The sequence below is a fragment of the Rhodoblastus acidophilus genome, assembly GCF_025961575.1.
In the GTDB taxonomy this organism is placed as follows: Bacteria; Pseudomonadota; Alphaproteobacteria; order Rhizobiales; family Beijerinckiaceae; genus Rhodoblastus; species Rhodoblastus acidophilus_C.
In genome coordinates, this window is record NZ_JAOQNX010000010.1 from 1 (window position 1) to 15,216 (window position 15,216).

Below are 15,216 nucleotides of genomic sequence, written 5' to 3' on the forward strand. Positions count from 1 at the left end.
CGGCGACATCGTCATCATGGACAATCTCGGCAGCCACAAGCGACCGGGCGTCCGCGCCGCCATCGAAGCGGCGGGCGCACATCTGCTCTATCTCCGCCCTACAGTCCCGACTTCAACCCGATCGAGAACGCATTCTCAAAGCTCAAGGCGCTCCTGCGAAAAGCGGCGGAGAGAACGATCGAAGGACTTTGGGACGCGATAGGCGCCCTCCTGTCAGCGTTCACTCCGCAAGAGTGCGCCAACTTCTTCGCCGCCGCAGGATATGACCCGGATTAAGCCGAATCCGCTCTAGACAGCGTCGCTCGCTGGATTGATCGGCGCTTTATCCCTGCGCAAGCCGCCTGAATGACCGCGCCGCGCCGCGCCAGCCTTGCTAATGGCGCGAGTCATCCCCATTTCTGGACCCAGCGGAGGCACTGAGCCGATGCTGACAAAAAATGCCCGCCACGGATGCGCTGGCGGGCGTTTGATTTAGCATCAGTCTGCTTTTTGGCTGGCCTCGCCAGTTTGATCTGGTGATATGACGTTGGCGTTCAACCGAGTGATGATCATAGTTTGAAGCGGCGTTAAGCGCGCTCTGCTACTGTCGGTGAATGAACGAACGAGCTCATAGTGACGTTTTATGGGCTCCGCACCGACCTCCCGCTTATCTTCCATCTCAACATAAACCATTATTTCATTGATTTCCGCTGTCAATTCATCGACTGCATCGCGTATTTCTTTTTGCCAGAATATTCCATTCTTCGCATTGTACCTCCGTAATTTCCAAACCGCTGCATTTGCCGAATTATTTCGCCGGAATCGGCTAATTTGACTTATGGCCTTTATCTTGTCTTGCGCATCAATCAAGAACTCAGTTTCAGCTTCGCTGTAGTTGCATCTTTCTGCATATTTTTTGAGCTTAGCTTCATCATTGTCTAGAATTGGAATTTTCTCAAAACTGACAATGGCATGAGCAGTCTTGATGAACGCTTTATCAATCAGTTGCCACAGGCGTGGCAGCGTTTCAAATTCGTATTGGTGTAAACGAAGCCGTCGATCAGCTTGCGCGTTTATGCGTCCTTTTAGGTGCTCAACCTCTTGGTTGATCTGCCCTTTCAGTCGTTCTGTTTCTTTTGATTGCTCGAATTGGAGGCTTTGCAACCGTTCCTTGAACTTGGTCGAGAGCCAGTTCTCGACGAATTGTTTTCCCACCCACACAAGGAAACCGGCAACAGTCGTTCCTACCAGGGCGTACCGGATTACGAGCAAAATGGGATCGGTCCAGGGGCCGAGCCAATTGAAAACAGCATCAATCATTTGTCCGTTTCTTCCGTTGGCGCACCAGTTGACACCTTCATAGCAGTTGTCGTGCGGTCGGCGCTGCCGTGCGGCCCGAAAATCAAAAGCTTATTTCAAGCAAATAATCAGCCCGCGCGGGCAAGCTCAAGCTTGGGGACCTTCTTCGCCCCCTCCTCAAGATAGGCGTTCCAGCGTCGTGCGCGTTCGGCTGATGGAGCATTTGGACGCGCCGCCGCCCACTCAATCGCCCGCCGGCGTCGCGTCGCCTCACTCTCGTAGGCCAACGCGCAGTGGCAGAGGCAATAGGGCTTCGTCCGAAAGGTTGGCTCGCCGCAGAACAGGAAGACGCGCGGCTCCGCTTCGTCGAGCGGCCATTTGCAGCGGCGATATTCCAGTTCTTCGATGGTCAGCATGGCGCGGGCTCCAAATCACCTATGCGGTATCATAATACCGCATAGGGAGTGGAAAGCCACGGCAACCGCAGGCTCGCCGCGCATCTTCGGATACGCCTCTCAGGCTGCGCACGGCTCGCGCTATGCGAGCGATCAACTGCGATTTGGACCCGAACTCTTAGGATTGTTCTCAGCTAGCATCGTTTTGAACCACGGGTAGATCAACATCGCCAAGCCCATCGAGATTCCTGGAAGCGCCCAGAACGCCACAACTCCGGCTATGAAGGATGGGATAAAGCTAAACGAGGTTCCAAACCAAGCAACATATATTATCGTCACGCCACCATACCGCAAAACCCACTCAGATGTAATATATAGCCATCGATTGAATGATCTATTGAAAACTCGTGGCCTATTATCGAAATCTAAACACGCACTGTATTCTGCTGGGTAGAAGAAAGCGTGGAGAAATATATCTAACACTATGAATGAAAGTCCTAACAAGACCATGACAAATCTCCTATTATTGATACGAATTCTTTAGCTAAAAGTCTCCTCCGTGTAGCTGCGCCGAGGCTGACAACCAGAAAGGCAGGAGACGTTTGCTGTTTAACTGGATTTCGCCTCATCGCTCAGGCGGCAGGAGAATCAGATCGGGCAGAACCATTTCTTCCGCCTCGTGCTTTTGAAAGCCCCTCGCCATCAGGTCCGCGACCTGTTCCGCCGCTCCCCGGCTCGCCTTCTGCGCCCTCTCGTTCAGCGTCCCGGCTTCCCTCAGTTCCTTGGTCATCTTGGGAAGCCACTTCTTCCAGTGGGCAAGCGCCGTCGCGACATATTGATGACCGATCATCTTCTTGCCCTTGCCTTGAATCGCGACCGCAGCTTTTCGAGGCATTCAAAAAGGGTTGCGTCATCACGAACGTAATCAATTGGCCTCGCGTTGCCAGGAAGGCCCCAGCCGCCAGTCTTAAGCGCAAGGCTAGCCTGAAAGTCATCTGGAAACAAAATCTTCGACTCTGCATTCAGGCGGTCTATGCGTGCTTGCTGCGCCTGTGCCTCGCTAATTTTCTCTCCTGCCAGTGCCTCGGCACGACGCAGGTGCTCGGGCGCTCTCTCTGCGGCCTGAAGAGGTGAAAGCCCGTCGAGCGCAACGTTGGGTTCTTCTGTCCAGGCAGAAAAATCATTCAAATAAAGACCCAGGAAGCGTCGCAGTTCGGCGACGCGCAGTTCCGCGGCGATCCGCTCAGCCTCTTCTCTGGCTTGTCGCTGCTCATCAAGCTTGGCGACGTGTGCCTGATGGATCGCGGCAAGTTGCTCCTCGACCGGAAGGCCAAGGCAATCGCACGGCGGATCGCGCCTGCCTTCCAAGACGGCCAGCGTCTTTTTCAGTTCGGCCCGAAGAACGTCCCAATCCATGCCGCCAGCGTCTGCCAATGTGGCTGGCGCGCCCAAGTTCGCGACGGACGTGTCGCGCCAGGATGCGTGGCTGAAGGCAATGCGATCTGACGCGGACGCGGACCGCAAAATCGCCTGAACCAGATCGGCCAGTTCGGTGTGGCGCTGCTGACAGGCCTCCTGCTCCTGCTTGGCTCTTTCGCGCTCCAGCTTACGTTCTCGGATGATGATGATCTGCTTTTCCGTGAACCGCCATTGGCCGTCGCGATCTTCCGCAATATTCAGGGCGGCCAAGTGTCGAAGAAAATCGGTGATTGCGGCTGCGGCTCCAGATTTGGGCAATCCTGCCTCTGCGAGCAAGGCACCACCATCGGTCCTCGCGGGCGTGAAGGCTACGTTGATCCATCGCCGATTGTGAAAATCCGCTGTCACGCCGGCCACGGTTGTTCCATTTCGGAGTAGCAAGACAACCTGGGTCTTCCAGACTTGGGGATGCACGGCGAAGAAACCCTCGCCGCCTGTCGATTGGTCAATGACCGGGTCCGGCTGCGAAAGCTCGCCTTTGTTGTCGGCTCCTGCCGTCTTGGCTCCAACCGCGCGTATCGCCGCTCGCTCATATTCCCGTCGCAGCTCGTCGGCGGCTTGCTGGCGGCGTTCCAGTGCGGCCTTTGCTTCTGCTTCGATTTCGGCCTGAAGCTCGTCGAGCGCATCCCGCTCATGCCGATTGTGCAGCCATTCACGCGGCTCTTCGCGCAAGATCGCATTGCTCAAGGCCTCCACGTCGAGCGCGCGCGAGTCTTGCCGTTGCCGCAGACCAGATAGATTGATCTCGATGGCGGAAATGTTTATCTTCTTGAGCTTTGCAATTTTCACATCATCGCACTTGTGGGTGACTAATATTTCTACGTGAAGGCGTTGATCGCCGCTGTAAAGAATCACGTCAGGTATCGTTTCGCCGTCCATTTTTTCGAGAACGGCCCGGTCAAATACGTAGTCGATTTTGGGAGTGCGTTGCTTTTCTCTGTCGCCGATCCGAACGCCGAAGGGCGGAATGACCAAACGCTTTTCGCGGTCGAGAAGCTCCTGCGCGAAAATATGGAGGCCCGTCTTCCCGCCATTCGTGCAGACGGGGATCACGCCACGCCGTTTTTCGTCAGCAGACAAAGGCGCGTGCGCGAAATGATGGATAAGTTCGTCGCCCTTCTTCGCCCACAGTGGACGCGCGCACGCCGGGTCAGGGCAGTAGCAACCGCATGTTGCTCCGGATTCGACCTCGGCAATTGATACGAGATGGCCATCCCATCGTTTGCCGAACGCGAGTTTCGCACCGTCGCCAGCAAAAAGCGGGTGTTGGTCGGCAATGCGCTTTGATCGAAACTTCGTCATGAAAATGGCCTGCGCTGGTGGCGAGCCGCCGATTCAGCGCCGCAGTATGGCGATAATTCCGCGCCTGATCCATCCGCTTCAGCTTAATAGTGCTCATCAGGGAAGGGGCGAAGCACGCCGTCTATTACTCGGCGTCCGTTCGCGACGTCGCTCCCCATCTCGGTCAGCGTGGCGAGCAGAAGTCCTTCGACTTTTTCAAGGCGTATGACTCCGAATCGCGCCAGATCGTCCAACTGTTGGCGGATTTCATCCGCGAGGCCACCCAGCGCTAAATGTTCGAGCCACGCTCCAATGATTCGTTCGTTTGACCGATAGGAGGGCTCCCTATTAAGCATCCGCAGGATCGCAAGGGCACGATGTTCCGCTTTGAGGCTTTGCAAGAAGGGCGTCGTGTTAGCGGAATGATCCATTCGGAATAGCTCGCATGGGGTCCTGGGCGATGCTACCGCAGCGCGAGAATGTTCGCCAACATTCGCCGACGTGCAGCGCCAGCCGAAAAAATCGTTGGTAACTTTGTTGGCACAAAAATATTTTTTTTAGAAAAAACACATATATTACATTAGCTTAATGCTAATTTGCGAGTCCCTCCTCCGCTACCACTTCCCTTCGGGGAGAGTTTTTCGTTTAGATCCAAAGACTTGCCTGTCCGCTGGTAGTCGTGCTGGCGTGGGACATCCGAGACGATGTGCCACGTTCATGTGCGACGCCGAATGCGAGGCGAAAAGCTGTGGGCGCGGGCGAGCTATTTGATGCGGCGGGATGGCCGCTGCTGGTTCCAAATCCGAATTGACCCTTTCAGGCACCCGACCGATCCTATTCGACATCTTCGATTCGCGCTGCGGACCGCCAACTACCAGGTGGCCGTCAGAAGGATGTTGAACGCTATGACGCTGGTTACCGAATTCAAGCTGATCCCGGAGCATCGCGCAGCTGTGGTCTCGCTTGGCGAGCGCGTGGTTCGCGCACTTTCAGTCACCGGTCCGTATACCGAGGATCAGCGCGTCGAGTGGGAAGCTCTGGAGCGTCTAGGCGATCGCATCATCACGGCGGCAAGATGTGACCGTCATCTGATCGCCGCACATGCCCCCGATTTCTGGCCTACCTGGAAGCGCTTCATCGACCGCAACATCGCCATGGACAAGGCGCGCGGACGCCGTGGCGCCCGCGATTTTATTCCTGCTGCGGCTGCGGCGCCGTCAACAAAGCAAACTGTGTTGCTGGATATGCCAGCAGACATTAGGGCGCAGCTTGGACTTTCTGACGTGCCGCTCGCGGCGCTTCCTTCCCTTACCGGACTTCGACGGCAGCCTTCGATCGATAACGGCAGCACCCTTCGCCTTGTCCGCACCGAGTGGGGCGCCAAACGCGTCCATGTAGAATATGAAGACGACGATGAAACGCTTCCTTCTGCCGCGCCGCCCTCCAGCGTGCCCCCGCAAGCCGTGCCCTCGCAAGTCGCGCCTCAGGGTGCGATTGCCGGCGCGGGACTTCATCGAGGATGCCTGCGGACGCGTTCCAGAACCCCCGCGCCCGCTGAGCAAGGGTAGGCCGCCGCGGGGACTTTCCGTGAGCTTGCCGATGATCCGCTGGGCGACTTCGCACACGGCGTCGATCGCGCCGACCATCTCCTGCTTTCCGAGGACCACGTCGTCGAGCAGGTATTCCATGCGCGCCGTCACGCCGGGATCGACGAGGTCCGGATCGGCCCGCCGCAGCACGTCGAACAAGGAAAGACCGGCTTCGGTGGGGACGATGTTCTTGCCCTGCGCAGTGAGAAAACCCTGGCGCTTGAGGCCGCCGATGATTTCCGCGCGGGTCGCCGGCGTGCCGATGCCCTTGGCCTCCTTCAGGCGCTCGCGCAATGCCTCGTCGTCGACGAAGCGCCACGCATTCTGCATCGCTTCAATGAGGCCACCTTCATTGTAGCGCGGCGGCGGGCGGGTCTCCTTGGCCTCGATCTTTGGCTCCGACAGCTTGGCGGACTCGCCGTCGCGCAGCGCCGGCAGCAGCTGCGCCTCGTCGCCCTTCTCCTCCGCCGGGGTCCATTCCGGAAACGCCGCGCGCCAGCCCATATCGATCGGCTGGCACCCTGCGGCGCGGAAGGGAAAGCCGCGAACGTCGAGCGTCACGCTGGTCTGGCGATACCGGAAGTCGGGCATGAGCGAAGCGAGATAGGCCCGCGCGATCACGTCGAACAGCTTCTTTTCGTCCAGCGACAGCCGCGGCCAGACATCGCGCAGGGCGCCGATCGTGTTGACGTTCGGGATGACGGCGTGATGGCTCGCGCCCTCAAGCCCCTTGTCGTGAAAACTGCCCGCCGCACCGTTCCGGATGTGCAGCGGCTCGGGCATCGGGATCGCCCGGAAGGTTTGCCCCTCGCGCAGTCCGGCGACAATCTTCGGCGCGTCGTCGATCGCGTTCTCCGGCAGGTAGCGCACCTCCGCGCGGGGATAGGTGATGATCTTCTTGCCTTGGCCGTCGTAGAGTTCCTGCGCCAACTCAAGCGTCTTGGCCGCCGACCAGCCGAACCGCGATCCGCACAGTTTTTGCAGCGACGGCAGGTCGTGGAGCTTGGGCGGCTTCTGCCGTTTCTCCTCGACCCGCACCGCGAGCGGGCCCGCAAACCCGTCGGCGGAGTCGACGACCTCCTGCGCCTTCGCCCGCTGAAGGATTCGCTCCTGCGGCGCATGGCGCATCAGGAATTCACCGCTCGGGACCTTCGCCTTCGCCACGACCTCGAAATAGGCGACGGGGACGAAGTTTCGGATTTCCAGTTCGCGGCGGCACACGATCGCGAGGGTCGGCGTCTTCACCCGACCGATTCCGATCACCCCGGGAGCGCCCTTGCCCAGACTGACCGTCGCGGTGCGGGTCAGAGACAGATTGTAGATCTGATCCGCCTGCCGGCGCGCGACCGCCGCCGCGTAGATCCGGGAATATTCGGAATTTATTGGGCGCGGCGCCGAGCAGCAGACTGGCGTAAATGAACAGGCCCGAGGCGAGATAAATCCAGTAGGACAGCGCGTTCATGCGCGGAAACGCCATGTCGCGCGCGCCGAGCGTCAGCGGGAACAGATAATTGGAAAAGCCCGAGAGCACCGGCGACGCGTAGAGCAGCATCATTGTCAGCTCGTGAAGCGAGAATAGCTGATTGTACTGTTCCGGCGTCAGCAGGCGCTGTCCCGGCGCGGCGAGTTGCACGCGCATAATGAGCGCCTCGATCCCGCCGACGGCCAGAAAGGCGAAGGCGGTCACGAGATAGCGCAGGCCGATTTCCTTGTGATCGACGCTCGACAGCCAGCCGATCAGTCCCTGAGGCCGCTCCCAGGTTTCGTGGAGCTTGTCGGCCAGTTCCGGGTCCTGCTGGATCGGCTCAAGACCCGGCGCGCGTTCATAGGGGGTGCTCGTCATGCGCGCCTCATTCGAGCGTGGTGAGATAGGAACGGATTTCCGACAGTTCCTGCCCGGACAATCCAAGATCGGGCATGTAGGCGCCGGGCTTGAAATGCTGCGGGCTGGCGATCCAGGCGGAGAGATGTGCGGGATCGTTGGGCAGCGTCGCGGCGGCGATGGTTTGGCGGGACGTCACATGGGTCAGGTCGGGTCCGAGGCGTCCCTGGGCGAGCCCGCCACGCACGCGGTGGCAAATCCCGCAACGCATGCCGAAGACCTGCGCGCCTTGAGCCGCTTCACCGGAGGTGGCGGGAGCCGGCCTCAACTGCCGTGCGCGCCACCGCTCGAACAACTCCGGCGGATCGGCGACGATGGCGAAAGCCATATGGGCGTGCTGTTTCCCGCAGTATTCGGAACATTGCCCGCGATATGTTCCAGGACGCTCGGCCTGGAGCCAGGCGACATTGTTCTGGCCGGGAATGACGTCGGTCTTGCCGCTCAGGGTCGGAACCCAGCAGGAGTGGATCACGTCGTCGCTTTTCAGCAGGAAGCGCACGGGCCTTCCGACCGGCAGGTGCATCTCGTTGGCGGTGGTGAAGACTTTTTGCGGGTTGTCGTTCAGATAGGTGAATTCCCACCACCATTGATGGGCGCGCACCTCCACGGTGAAGGCGGAGGGCGTCGGGGGCGTCGCAATCCGCGCGGTGATCGCGGTGGACCAGCCCACGAGGCCGAACAGGACGACGGTCGAGACGCCCACGCCGATGCCAATCCACCGCGAGGCGTGCGTTTCGATCAAGCCGGCGCCCGCGGCTTCGCCCCGGCGGCGCAGCGCGCCCACGAGCACCAGAGCGGAGATGAGGACGACGACCACAATCCCGACGCCGAGAAGTCCCCAAAGCAGCGGCCAGATCTCGCGCGCGATCAGCCCCCCGCCGGGCTTGAGATAGTCGAGCGGACGGTTTGCGGCCTGAGCCGAACCGCTGAGGGCGAGGAGAGCCGGAATGGCCGCTCTACTTCGCATCGGGTTTCTTCCCGTTTCCAAAGGGCTCGGTAAAGGCCCATGGGTTCGCGGTCTGCACGAATTCGGCGGGCGTCTGCTGCTTTTGCGGGCTCGCCGGCGTGCGCGAGATGGTTTGGCCGAAATTGCCGTCCGGCTTCTGGCCGATGCTGCGCACGTAGGCGACCAAGTCCCAGATCACCGACTCCGGCAGCGACCCGCCCCAGGCCGGCATGCCATTCGGGCGGCCCTGGTAGATGCTGAGGAACAGATTTGCGGGTTCCGCGCCGTAGATCGACTTGACGTCGCTGAGCGACGGCCCCATGCCGCCGCCGCCGTTCGGCGCATGGCAGCCGACGCAGTTGAACGAGATGAAATAGCGCATGCCGCGCTGCGCCGCCTGTGGATCGTCCCCGGCGGGATTGGTTACCTGTGGCGGGGGCGGCGGCTGTCCTGGCCGAAGGTGCGACACCGGAACCGACAGGATAGGATAAGCGCCGGCGCGGGTCGGGGTCAGGGCGTTCTCCGCCGCATTGCGCCGCGCCTGCTGCGCCAGCGCGCCGCCCGCGCCAAGCAGGACGAGGAGAAGCAGCAAGCCGCGTTTCATCAGCGCTTCTCCGGTTGCGGCTGGGTTGGGGCCGCCTGGGCGGAGGAGCTTTTTGGCAGGGCGAACACCACGAGTTCGCCGCCGCCTTGCGTATAGGTGGGGAGGTCCTGCATGGCGCCGGTGAACCCCAGCGCGCCATTGCGCACGCGCGGATCGACGGCCGCGTTGGCCACCACGCCCGGCCAGCCGCCGACGCCTGTGGCGATGGCGATATATTGCCGCCCATCCGAACCGCGATAGGTTACGGGCTGGCCGATCGATCCCGAGCCGAGGTGGAACGACCAAAGGACTTTGCCGGACTTCGCGTCCACCGCCTTCATCCAGCGGTCCATGGTGGCGTAGACGGCCACGTCGCCACCGGTGACCAACGCGCCGGACCAGACCGGAAAATTCTCGTGAATTTCCCAGACCTTTTTCCGCTGGACGGGGTCCCAGGCCATGAACTCGCCGCGATAGCCTCCGGGGCCGGCGAACATGTCGACGGTTGCGCCGACGTAGGGCGTGCCGGCGATATAGCTTGCCTCGGATGCCTTGAAATTCATGCACAGGTGCTGGTGCGGCACGTAGAGGAGTTTGGTCCGCGGCGACCATGCGGTCGGCTGCCAATCCTTGGCGCCGGGCGGCGCGGGGCAGACGTCCTGCACCGTGCGATTCAGGCTCGGGTTCAAATCCATGTTGGGCTCGATCCGGCCCGTTTCCAGATTGACCCCCTTGTAGGCGTTGACCGTGTCATAGGTGTCGGCGGACAGAACTTTTCCGGTCTCGCGGTCAATCACATACATGTAACCGTTCCGTCCGGGATGCAGCAGGACCTTGCGGTTCGCACCCCCGATCTGAAGATCGACCAGCACGTTCCTCTGGATTTCGTCGTGGTCCCAGACGTCGTGAGGGTTGAACTGATAGGCCCATTTCGCTTGGCCGTTTTCGGGATTGCGCGCGAACAGGGTGGATGACCACAGATTGTCGCCGGGACGCTGCTCGGCGTTCCACGGGCCGGGGTTGCCGGTGCCGTAATAGAGCGTGTTCAGGTCGGGATCGTAGGAGAACCAGCCCCACATCGTGGCGCCGCCGATCTTCCAGGCGCCCTGCGGCCACGAATTCACGCCGAGGTCCTTGCCCTTCATCCAGTCGTAAGGCGGCTTGAAGTCCGAGCCGATCAGCACGTCCTGATCAGGACCGGCCCCATAGGCCACATAGGCGATCTTGCCGGTGTTTTCGTCCAGCGCCGTGATGCGGCCGCGCACGCCCATTTCGCCGCCGCTGATGCCGACGAACACCTTGCCTTTCACCGCCAGCGGCGCGGCGGTGGTGGTCTCGCCGAGATTGATGTCGCCGGTCTTGGTCGCCCAAAGCTCCTTGCCGGTGGCGGCGTCGAGCGCGATGACATGATTGTCGAGCGTGACCTGGAAAATCTTGCCGTCGTCATAGGCGAGGCCGCGCGTTACGACATCGCAGCAGGCCACGCCCTGCGCCGCGCGGTCGGTGTGGGGGATGTAGGTCCATTTCAGTTCGCCGGTGACGGGATCGAGCGCGAACACCTTGTTGGGCCAGGAGCTGACGATGTACATCGTGTCACCGATGACCAGCGGCGCCGCCTCCTGTCCGCGTGTTTCTCCCAGAGAGAAGGTCCAGGCCATTTGCAGACCCGCGACATTGCCGGCGTTGATCTGGTCGAGCGGGCTGAAGCGGGTCGAGGAATAATCGCGCGCGGGCATCACCCATTGTGCAGGGTCCTGGCTCAGCTTGTTCAGGTCTTCCGCGCGCGCCGAACAGGATAGGAGCACGAGCGGCAGGAGCGACCATCTTGTGAGCTTCATGGACGCGCCTCCAGCGGATTGGTGACCCGTTCTCGCACGCGCAAGAACATTGTGAGCGCAAAGGCCGACCAGGTCGTGATCAGCAGTCCGGCGGGAACCCACATCAGCAGCGCGCCGAGTTGCTGATCCTGCAACGGAGTCAGGCCCCAGGGCGCGGTGGTGTCGCGGTAAACGGAATAGAGCGGCGAACGGGCGAAGACGAGCAGAGCCCCGAGCGCGCTCATGTGCAGGCCGGCGAAGGTGACCGCGAGAAAAGCCGGAAAGCCGCCTTCGCCGAGAATCGCGCTCCACAGCCAGAGCGCCGATCCGAGAATCGAAAGGTGCATCGCCCAATAAACGATGTTGTTCGCGAGCGTCGCGTCCAAGGGCGCCGGGGCGTGCCAGAACCACAGCACCAGCGTAAAGGCCGCGGAAGGCGGGGCGACCCTCCAGGCACCCATTCGCTGGAGCGTAAAAGCCGCCGCGAGCAGCGGCGCCGCGAATAGAGCCACGATCACATGCTGAGTGGCGCGGGCGGAAAAAAGGGCGACGCCGAGATTGCGTAGCGGCGACGCGAAAGCGGCGGCGAGGAGGACCCAGCCGCCGAGAAAGAGAAGTTGGCGGCGCGGGTCAGTCCGGAACGCGCGCCAGGAAGCCAAGACCGAGACGGTGAGAACGGCAAGCAAAACCGGGTCGGCGTTCCATCGCACGGCTCCGGGAACAGGCGCCAGACCGCAATAGCGAATGAAGGACAAAGATTGCGCCTCCAAGCGTTACACGCGGCACGAAACGTAGAGACGCGCCTTCGGGCGCCACTTCTCCACCTCCGTAATGCGTGCAGCGGCGCCGGAGCGGGGTTCGCCGCACCTCTGGTTTTGCGGGGATGTCCGCTCGGACGCAACCACCCTCAAATCGGCGTGAGCGCCGCGAAAGCGCGCTTCAGCCCAGCCACAAAAAAGCGCGGCGCAGGAACTCCTGGCCGTTGCGGTCCGCGCAAGCGCCGTGGGCGATAATGACCTTCTCGCAATCCCAGTTCAGGATTTTTTCGCGCGCGCAGCGGGCGGCTGTGCGGTCAAGGAAGCTCAGACGCAAGTCGATCGCAGGCCGCGTCTGAAATCGGCGTTCGTGTAAATCACGCTCAGCTCTTGGCGCGCCGCGTCCCAGTCCGAGCTGATCTCGCCACGTTGGACGAGCTTTCCACTCTTGACGTTGAATATGTCGGCGAAGTCGCAGCACAGCGCCAGTTCAAGATCGAAGCAGGCCCGGCCGGCGCCATGATTGGCGACGCGCAAGTCTTCATGCAGGCCGCCGTCGAGATGGCGCCCAAGAGCGATCGTGATTGTGCGTTCGCGCAGTCCGCCTAAAATCGTCGGCAGCGCTTGATTGGTCCAGTAGAACTTGCTGACAAATGGCGAAAGCGCGCCGCCGCTCAGGAACTCTACGCTTCGGTGAGGCCGAGATGGCGCGTCATTTCGGGCATGGTCAGCAGCCTGTCCGGGCGACAGAACATGAGGATGCGCAGGGCGCCATTGGTCGCGGCGTTCAATCGCATGACGCTCTCCGAAGCTACATGGGCGACACAACTTTTGGACTTGTCTGGTGTAGGAAGTCCGCGCGAAAGTCCATGCGCAAATTGTTCCGCGACGGGGCGGACCGCAGCATGAAAGGGTGGCAGACGTGAGCGCAGCGCAACGCATTCCGATCCTCTATTTTTCCGACGTGCTCTGCGTCTGGGCCTTTTTCGCGGAGCTTCGCCTCGCGGAGGTCGAGCGCAATTTCGGCGATCAGGTCGAACTCGACTTCCGCTTCTGCTCGGTGTTCGGCGACACGCCGCGCAAGATCGAAACGGCCTGGAGCACAAAAGGCGGCTATGACGGTTTCGCCGACCACGTTCAGCATGCAGCGCGACAATTCCCGGAGATACGACTGCATCCCGATCTCTGGCGCAAGGTTCGACCGGCCTCGTCGCTGTCCCCGCATCTCTTTCTCAAGGCGGTCCAACTCACCGAGCGGGAGGGCGCGGTCGCGCCCAAAACCTCCGAAACTGCGCTGCGAAACATGCGCGAGGCCTTTTTCGTCCACGGCCTCGACATCGCGCGGCGGGAGGTCCAGGATGAGGTCGGCCGGCAGGCGAACGTCGACGTCGAACGGGCGGCGTGGCACATCGCCGAGGGCCGCGCCCACGCCCTGCTGGACTCCGACGCCAAGGACGCCGAAAGCCTGGGCGTGAAGGGCAGCCCGACCATGATCCTGAACCATGGCCGTCAAAAGCTTTACGGCAATGTCGGCTATCGGATCATCGAAGCCAACATTTTGGAATTGCTGCGTGAACCCAACGCCGACCAGGCGAGCTGGTGCTGACGCGGAACGCCGCCACGCCCCAGCCGTTACGAAGGACCAGGCGTCGCGGCGAGCAGCGCGCGCAATTTTTCCAGAGCGACGCTTCGGCTGAGGTTGTAATCGAGCACGCCTCGCCAGCGGCCTTGCGCGTCGATCAAAAAGATCAGCGCGGTATGATCCAGCGTGTAGCCCCCGGAAGTCGGAACCTTTTTGTAATAGACCGAGAAATTCTTGGCGGCAGCGGCGATCTCCTCCGGCGTTCCCGTCAGGCCGACCAGCCGTGGCGAGAAATTTTCGAGATAATCCTTGAGTTTTTGCGGCGTGTCGCGCTCGGGATCGAGCGTGACGAAGTAGAATTTCAGTTCCTTGCCGGCCTCGCCGAGCTCGGCGAGCCAGCCCGAAAGCTCGGTCATGGTCGTCGGGCAGACCACGGGGCAATTTGTGAAGCCGAAGAACACCCCGAACGGCTTTCCCGTGAGACGCGCGGACTCGACGGTCGATCCGTCGAGCCCTTTCAGCACGAAGGTCGGTGCGCGGGGCGCGGTCGCCGGCGGCGCGGCCGACAGCCACAGCATGGCGACAAGCCGCAAGGCGATGACCAGGGTGAAAACCCCGGCCACCGTGGCCCACCTTTGGCGCGAGGGAGACACTTTAGCGGGACTGCTCACTTGGCGGCCGCCGCAGGCGTGACGAAATCGACCGCGACTTTGCCCGCGCGCTCAAAAGTCAGCGTTCCCTTGATGGTCGCGCCGGCGGCGATCGGCTGTTTCAGCCCCATCAGCATCAGATGATAGGAGCCGGGCTTCAACTCGACTTTGCCGCTCGCGGGAATGTTGAGGCCGGCGGGCATTTCGCGCATCTTCATCACGCCGTCTGTCATCGACATTTCGTGGATTTCGACATGATCGGCGTTCTCCGCCGTCGCCGCGACCAGGCGGTCGGCGGCCCCCTTGTTTTCGATGACCATGAAGGCCGCGCCGACATCGGCGCCTTTCGGCGATTGCTTGGCGCTGGGGTCATGGATTGTGAGACCGCCGATCTGGACATCGGCCGCCGACGCGCCTCCTGCGAGGGCAAAAGCGAAGAAGAGGGGGATCATGCGTTTCATGTAAAAATTCCCTAATAATCGCCGCGCGCGGTTTCGCGCCTGAAGCGGCGTTCGAGTCTGAGGAAAGCGAGTGTCTTGGGTCAGGCGAAGGGTGGCGCGCGCGCAGGCGCGGCCCGTACGGCGCGCGCAGGCGCCGGCGGAACCCGTTCCCAGGGCGACTTGGCAACAACAGCGACGGCCACCGGCGCGGCGGGAGCCGCCACGGCGACGGGGACGTCGAGCTGACCCTGCATGATCGGCAGGCAGAAGGGGCAAATTGCGCGAGGCGCGCCCGGATCGGTGGGCTTGCCGTCGCGGTCGAGCGTCACCATGCCGAGCCCGGTGCACACGACGATTTCTTCGCCGTCGGAGCCGCCAGCTACGGAGGTTTCGGCTTTAGCGACCGCGCCGAACAGCGTTGCGGCCAGGATGTTGAACAGCACGATCCACAGGCCGAAAACACCGGCAAACCCGCGACGCCGGCGTCCACGCGCCGGGTTAAGCGAGAGGTCGTATCTGCGGTTCGTCTGGGTCATCGG

15 protein-coding genes and 2 pseudogenes are annotated in these 15,216 nt (G+C 61.5%); 2 read left to right on the top strand and 15 right to left on the bottom strand.

What is annotated here, in order from left to right:
* Positions 1–276: pseudogene (locus M2320_RS08705) on the top strand (transposase); the annotation flags it as partial.
* A gap of 201 nt (positions 277–477) precedes the next feature.
* On the opposite strand, the gene M2320_RS08710 reads toward M2320_RS08705, so the two are convergent.
* From M2320_RS08710 to M2320_RS23370, 12 genes and pseudogenes are all read right to left on the bottom strand, one after another.
* The gene (locus tag M2320_RS08710) at positions 478–1,299 is read right to left on the bottom strand and encodes a hypothetical protein (RefSeq protein WP_264596935.1); all 822 of its coding nucleotides are present in this window, start codon (positions 1,297–1,299) and stop codon (positions 478–480) included.
* A 107-nt stretch (positions 1,300–1,406) separates the two neighbouring features.
* Positions 1,407–1,694 (bottom strand): GcrA family cell cycle regulator, encoded by a 288-nt coding sequence (locus tag M2320_RS08715; protein ID WP_264596936.1) that lies wholly within the window; start codon positions 1,692–1,694, stop codon positions 1,407–1,409.
* A 604-nt stretch (positions 1,695–2,298) separates the two neighbouring features.
* Positions 2,299–2,523 (bottom strand): hypothetical protein, encoded by a 225-nt coding sequence (locus M2320_RS08720; protein WP_264596937.1) that lies wholly within the window; start codon positions 2,521–2,523, stop codon positions 2,299–2,301.
* Entirely contained in the window at positions 2,520–4,454 is a 1,935-nt protein-coding gene (locus M2320_RS08725; protein ID WP_264596938.1) for a hypothetical protein, read from the bottom strand. The genes M2320_RS08720 and M2320_RS08725 overlap by 4 nt, the downstream gene beginning before the upstream one ends.
* 83 nt (positions 4,455–4,537) lie before the next feature.
* A complete protein-coding gene (locus tag M2320_RS08730) occupies positions 4,538–4,864 on the bottom strand; it encodes a hypothetical protein (protein ID WP_264596939.1) in 327 nt (108 codons plus the stop codon).
* Between the two features lie 786 nt (positions 4,865–5,650).
* Positions 5,651–7,459, bottom strand: a complete 1,809-nt coding sequence (locus M2320_RS08735) for a type IA DNA topoisomerase (protein WP_319801425.1) — start codon at positions 7,457–7,459, stop codon at positions 5,651–5,653.
* Positions 7,437–7,865 (bottom strand): annotated as a pseudogene (locus tag M2320_RS08740) (cbb3-type cytochrome c oxidase subunit I); the annotation flags it as partial. The gene M2320_RS08735 and the pseudogene M2320_RS08740, both read right to left, overlap by 23 nt.
* Before the next feature lie 7 nt (positions 7,866–7,872).
* Positions 7,873–8,871 carry a cytochrome c oxidase subunit II gene (coxB, locus tag M2320_RS08745; protein ID WP_264596940.1) on the bottom strand — a complete coding sequence of 333 codons (999 nt, stop codon included), beginning with the start codon at positions 8,869–8,871 and terminating at the stop codon, positions 7,873–7,875.
* A complete protein-coding gene (locus tag M2320_RS08750) occupies positions 8,861–9,454 on the bottom strand; it encodes a c-type cytochrome (RefSeq protein WP_264596941.1) in 594 nt (197 codons plus the stop codon). Before M2320_RS08750 ends, coxB begins: the two co-directional genes overlap by 11 nt.
* Positions 9,454–11,271 (bottom strand): PQQ-dependent dehydrogenase, methanol/ethanol family, encoded by a 1,818-nt coding sequence (locus tag M2320_RS08755; protein WP_264596942.1) that lies wholly within the window; start codon positions 11,269–11,271, stop codon positions 9,454–9,456. Before M2320_RS08755 ends, M2320_RS08750 begins: the two co-directional genes overlap by 1 nt.
* Positions 11,268–11,960: a cytochrome c oxidase assembly protein gene (locus M2320_RS08760; RefSeq protein ID WP_264596943.1), complete on the bottom strand. Its 693-nt coding sequence runs from the start codon at positions 11,958–11,960 to the stop codon at positions 11,268–11,270. The genes M2320_RS08755 and M2320_RS08760 overlap by 4 nt, the downstream gene beginning before the upstream one ends.
* A gap of 372 nt (positions 11,961–12,332) precedes the next feature.
* On the bottom strand, positions 12,333–12,683 hold the full coding sequence (locus tag M2320_RS23370; protein WP_425540663.1) for a glycogen debranching N-terminal domain-containing protein: 351 nt from the start codon (positions 12,681–12,683) through the stop codon (positions 12,333–12,335).
* 244 nt (positions 12,684–12,927) lie between these two features.
* On the opposite strand from M2320_RS23370, the gene M2320_RS08770 reads away from it, so the two are divergent.
* Positions 12,928–13,611: a DsbA family oxidoreductase gene (locus M2320_RS08770; protein ID WP_264596945.1), complete on the top strand. Its 684-nt coding sequence runs from the start codon at positions 12,928–12,930 to the stop codon at positions 13,609–13,611.
* A gap of 26 nt (positions 13,612–13,637) precedes the next feature.
* On the opposite strand, the gene M2320_RS08775 is transcribed toward M2320_RS08770, so the two are convergent.
* The 3 genes from M2320_RS08775 to M2320_RS08785 all read right to left on the bottom strand — a co-directional run bounded on the left by M2320_RS08775 (position 13,638) and on the right by M2320_RS08785 (position 15,213).
* Positions 13,638–14,210, bottom strand: a complete 573-nt coding sequence (locus M2320_RS08775) for an SCO family protein (protein WP_264596946.1) — start codon at positions 14,208–14,210, stop codon at positions 13,638–13,640.
* Between the two features lie 44 nt (positions 14,211–14,254).
* On the bottom strand, positions 14,255–14,698 hold the full coding sequence (locus M2320_RS08780; RefSeq protein ID WP_264596947.1) for a copper chaperone PCu(A)C: 444 nt from the start codon (positions 14,696–14,698) through the stop codon (positions 14,255–14,257).
* Between the two features lie 80 nt (positions 14,699–14,778).
* Complete coding sequence (locus tag M2320_RS08785) at positions 14,779–15,213, bottom strand: DUF2946 family protein (protein WP_264596948.1); 435 nt, start codon at positions 15,211–15,213, stop codon at positions 14,779–14,781.
* Positions 15,214–15,216 lie beyond the last annotated feature (3 nt).

Bases quoted from the DNA above. Each gene is read 5' to 3' on its own strand.
- M2320_RS08710 (WP_264596935.1), bottom strand. From the start codon at position 1,299: ATGATTGATGCTGTTTTCAATTGGCTCGGCCCCTGGACCGATCCCATT.
- M2320_RS08715 (WP_264596936.1), bottom strand. From the start codon at position 1,694: ATGCTGACCATCGAAGAACTGGAATATCGCCGCTGCAAATGGCCGCTC.
- M2320_RS08720 (WP_264596937.1), bottom strand. From the start codon at position 2,523: ATGATCGGTCATCAATATGTCGCGACGGCGCTTGCCCACTGGAAGAAG.
- M2320_RS08725 (WP_264596938.1), bottom strand. From the start codon at position 4,454: ATGACGAAGTTTCGATCAAAGCGCATTGCCGACCAACACCCGCTTTTT.
- M2320_RS08730 (WP_264596939.1), bottom strand. From the start codon at position 4,864: ATGGATCATTCCGCTAACACGACGCCCTTCTTGCAAAGCCTCAAAGCG.
- coxB (WP_264596940.1), bottom strand. From the start codon at position 8,871: ATGCGAAGTAGAGCGGCCATTCCGGCTCTCCTCGCCCTCAGCGGTTCG.
- M2320_RS08750 (WP_264596941.1), bottom strand. From the start codon at position 9,454: ATGAAACGCGGCTTGCTGCTTCTCCTCGTCCTGCTTGGCGCGGGCGGC.
- M2320_RS08755 (WP_264596942.1), bottom strand. From the start codon at position 11,271: ATGAAGCTCACAAGATGGTCGCTCCTGCCGCTCGTGCTCCTATCCTGT.
- M2320_RS08780 (WP_264596947.1), bottom strand. From the start codon at position 14,698: ATGAAACGCATGATCCCCCTCTTCTTCGCTTTTGCCCTCGCAGGAGGC.
- M2320_RS08785 (WP_264596948.1), bottom strand. From the start codon at position 15,213: ATGACCCAGACGAACCGCAGATACGACCTCTCGCTTAACCCGGCGCGT.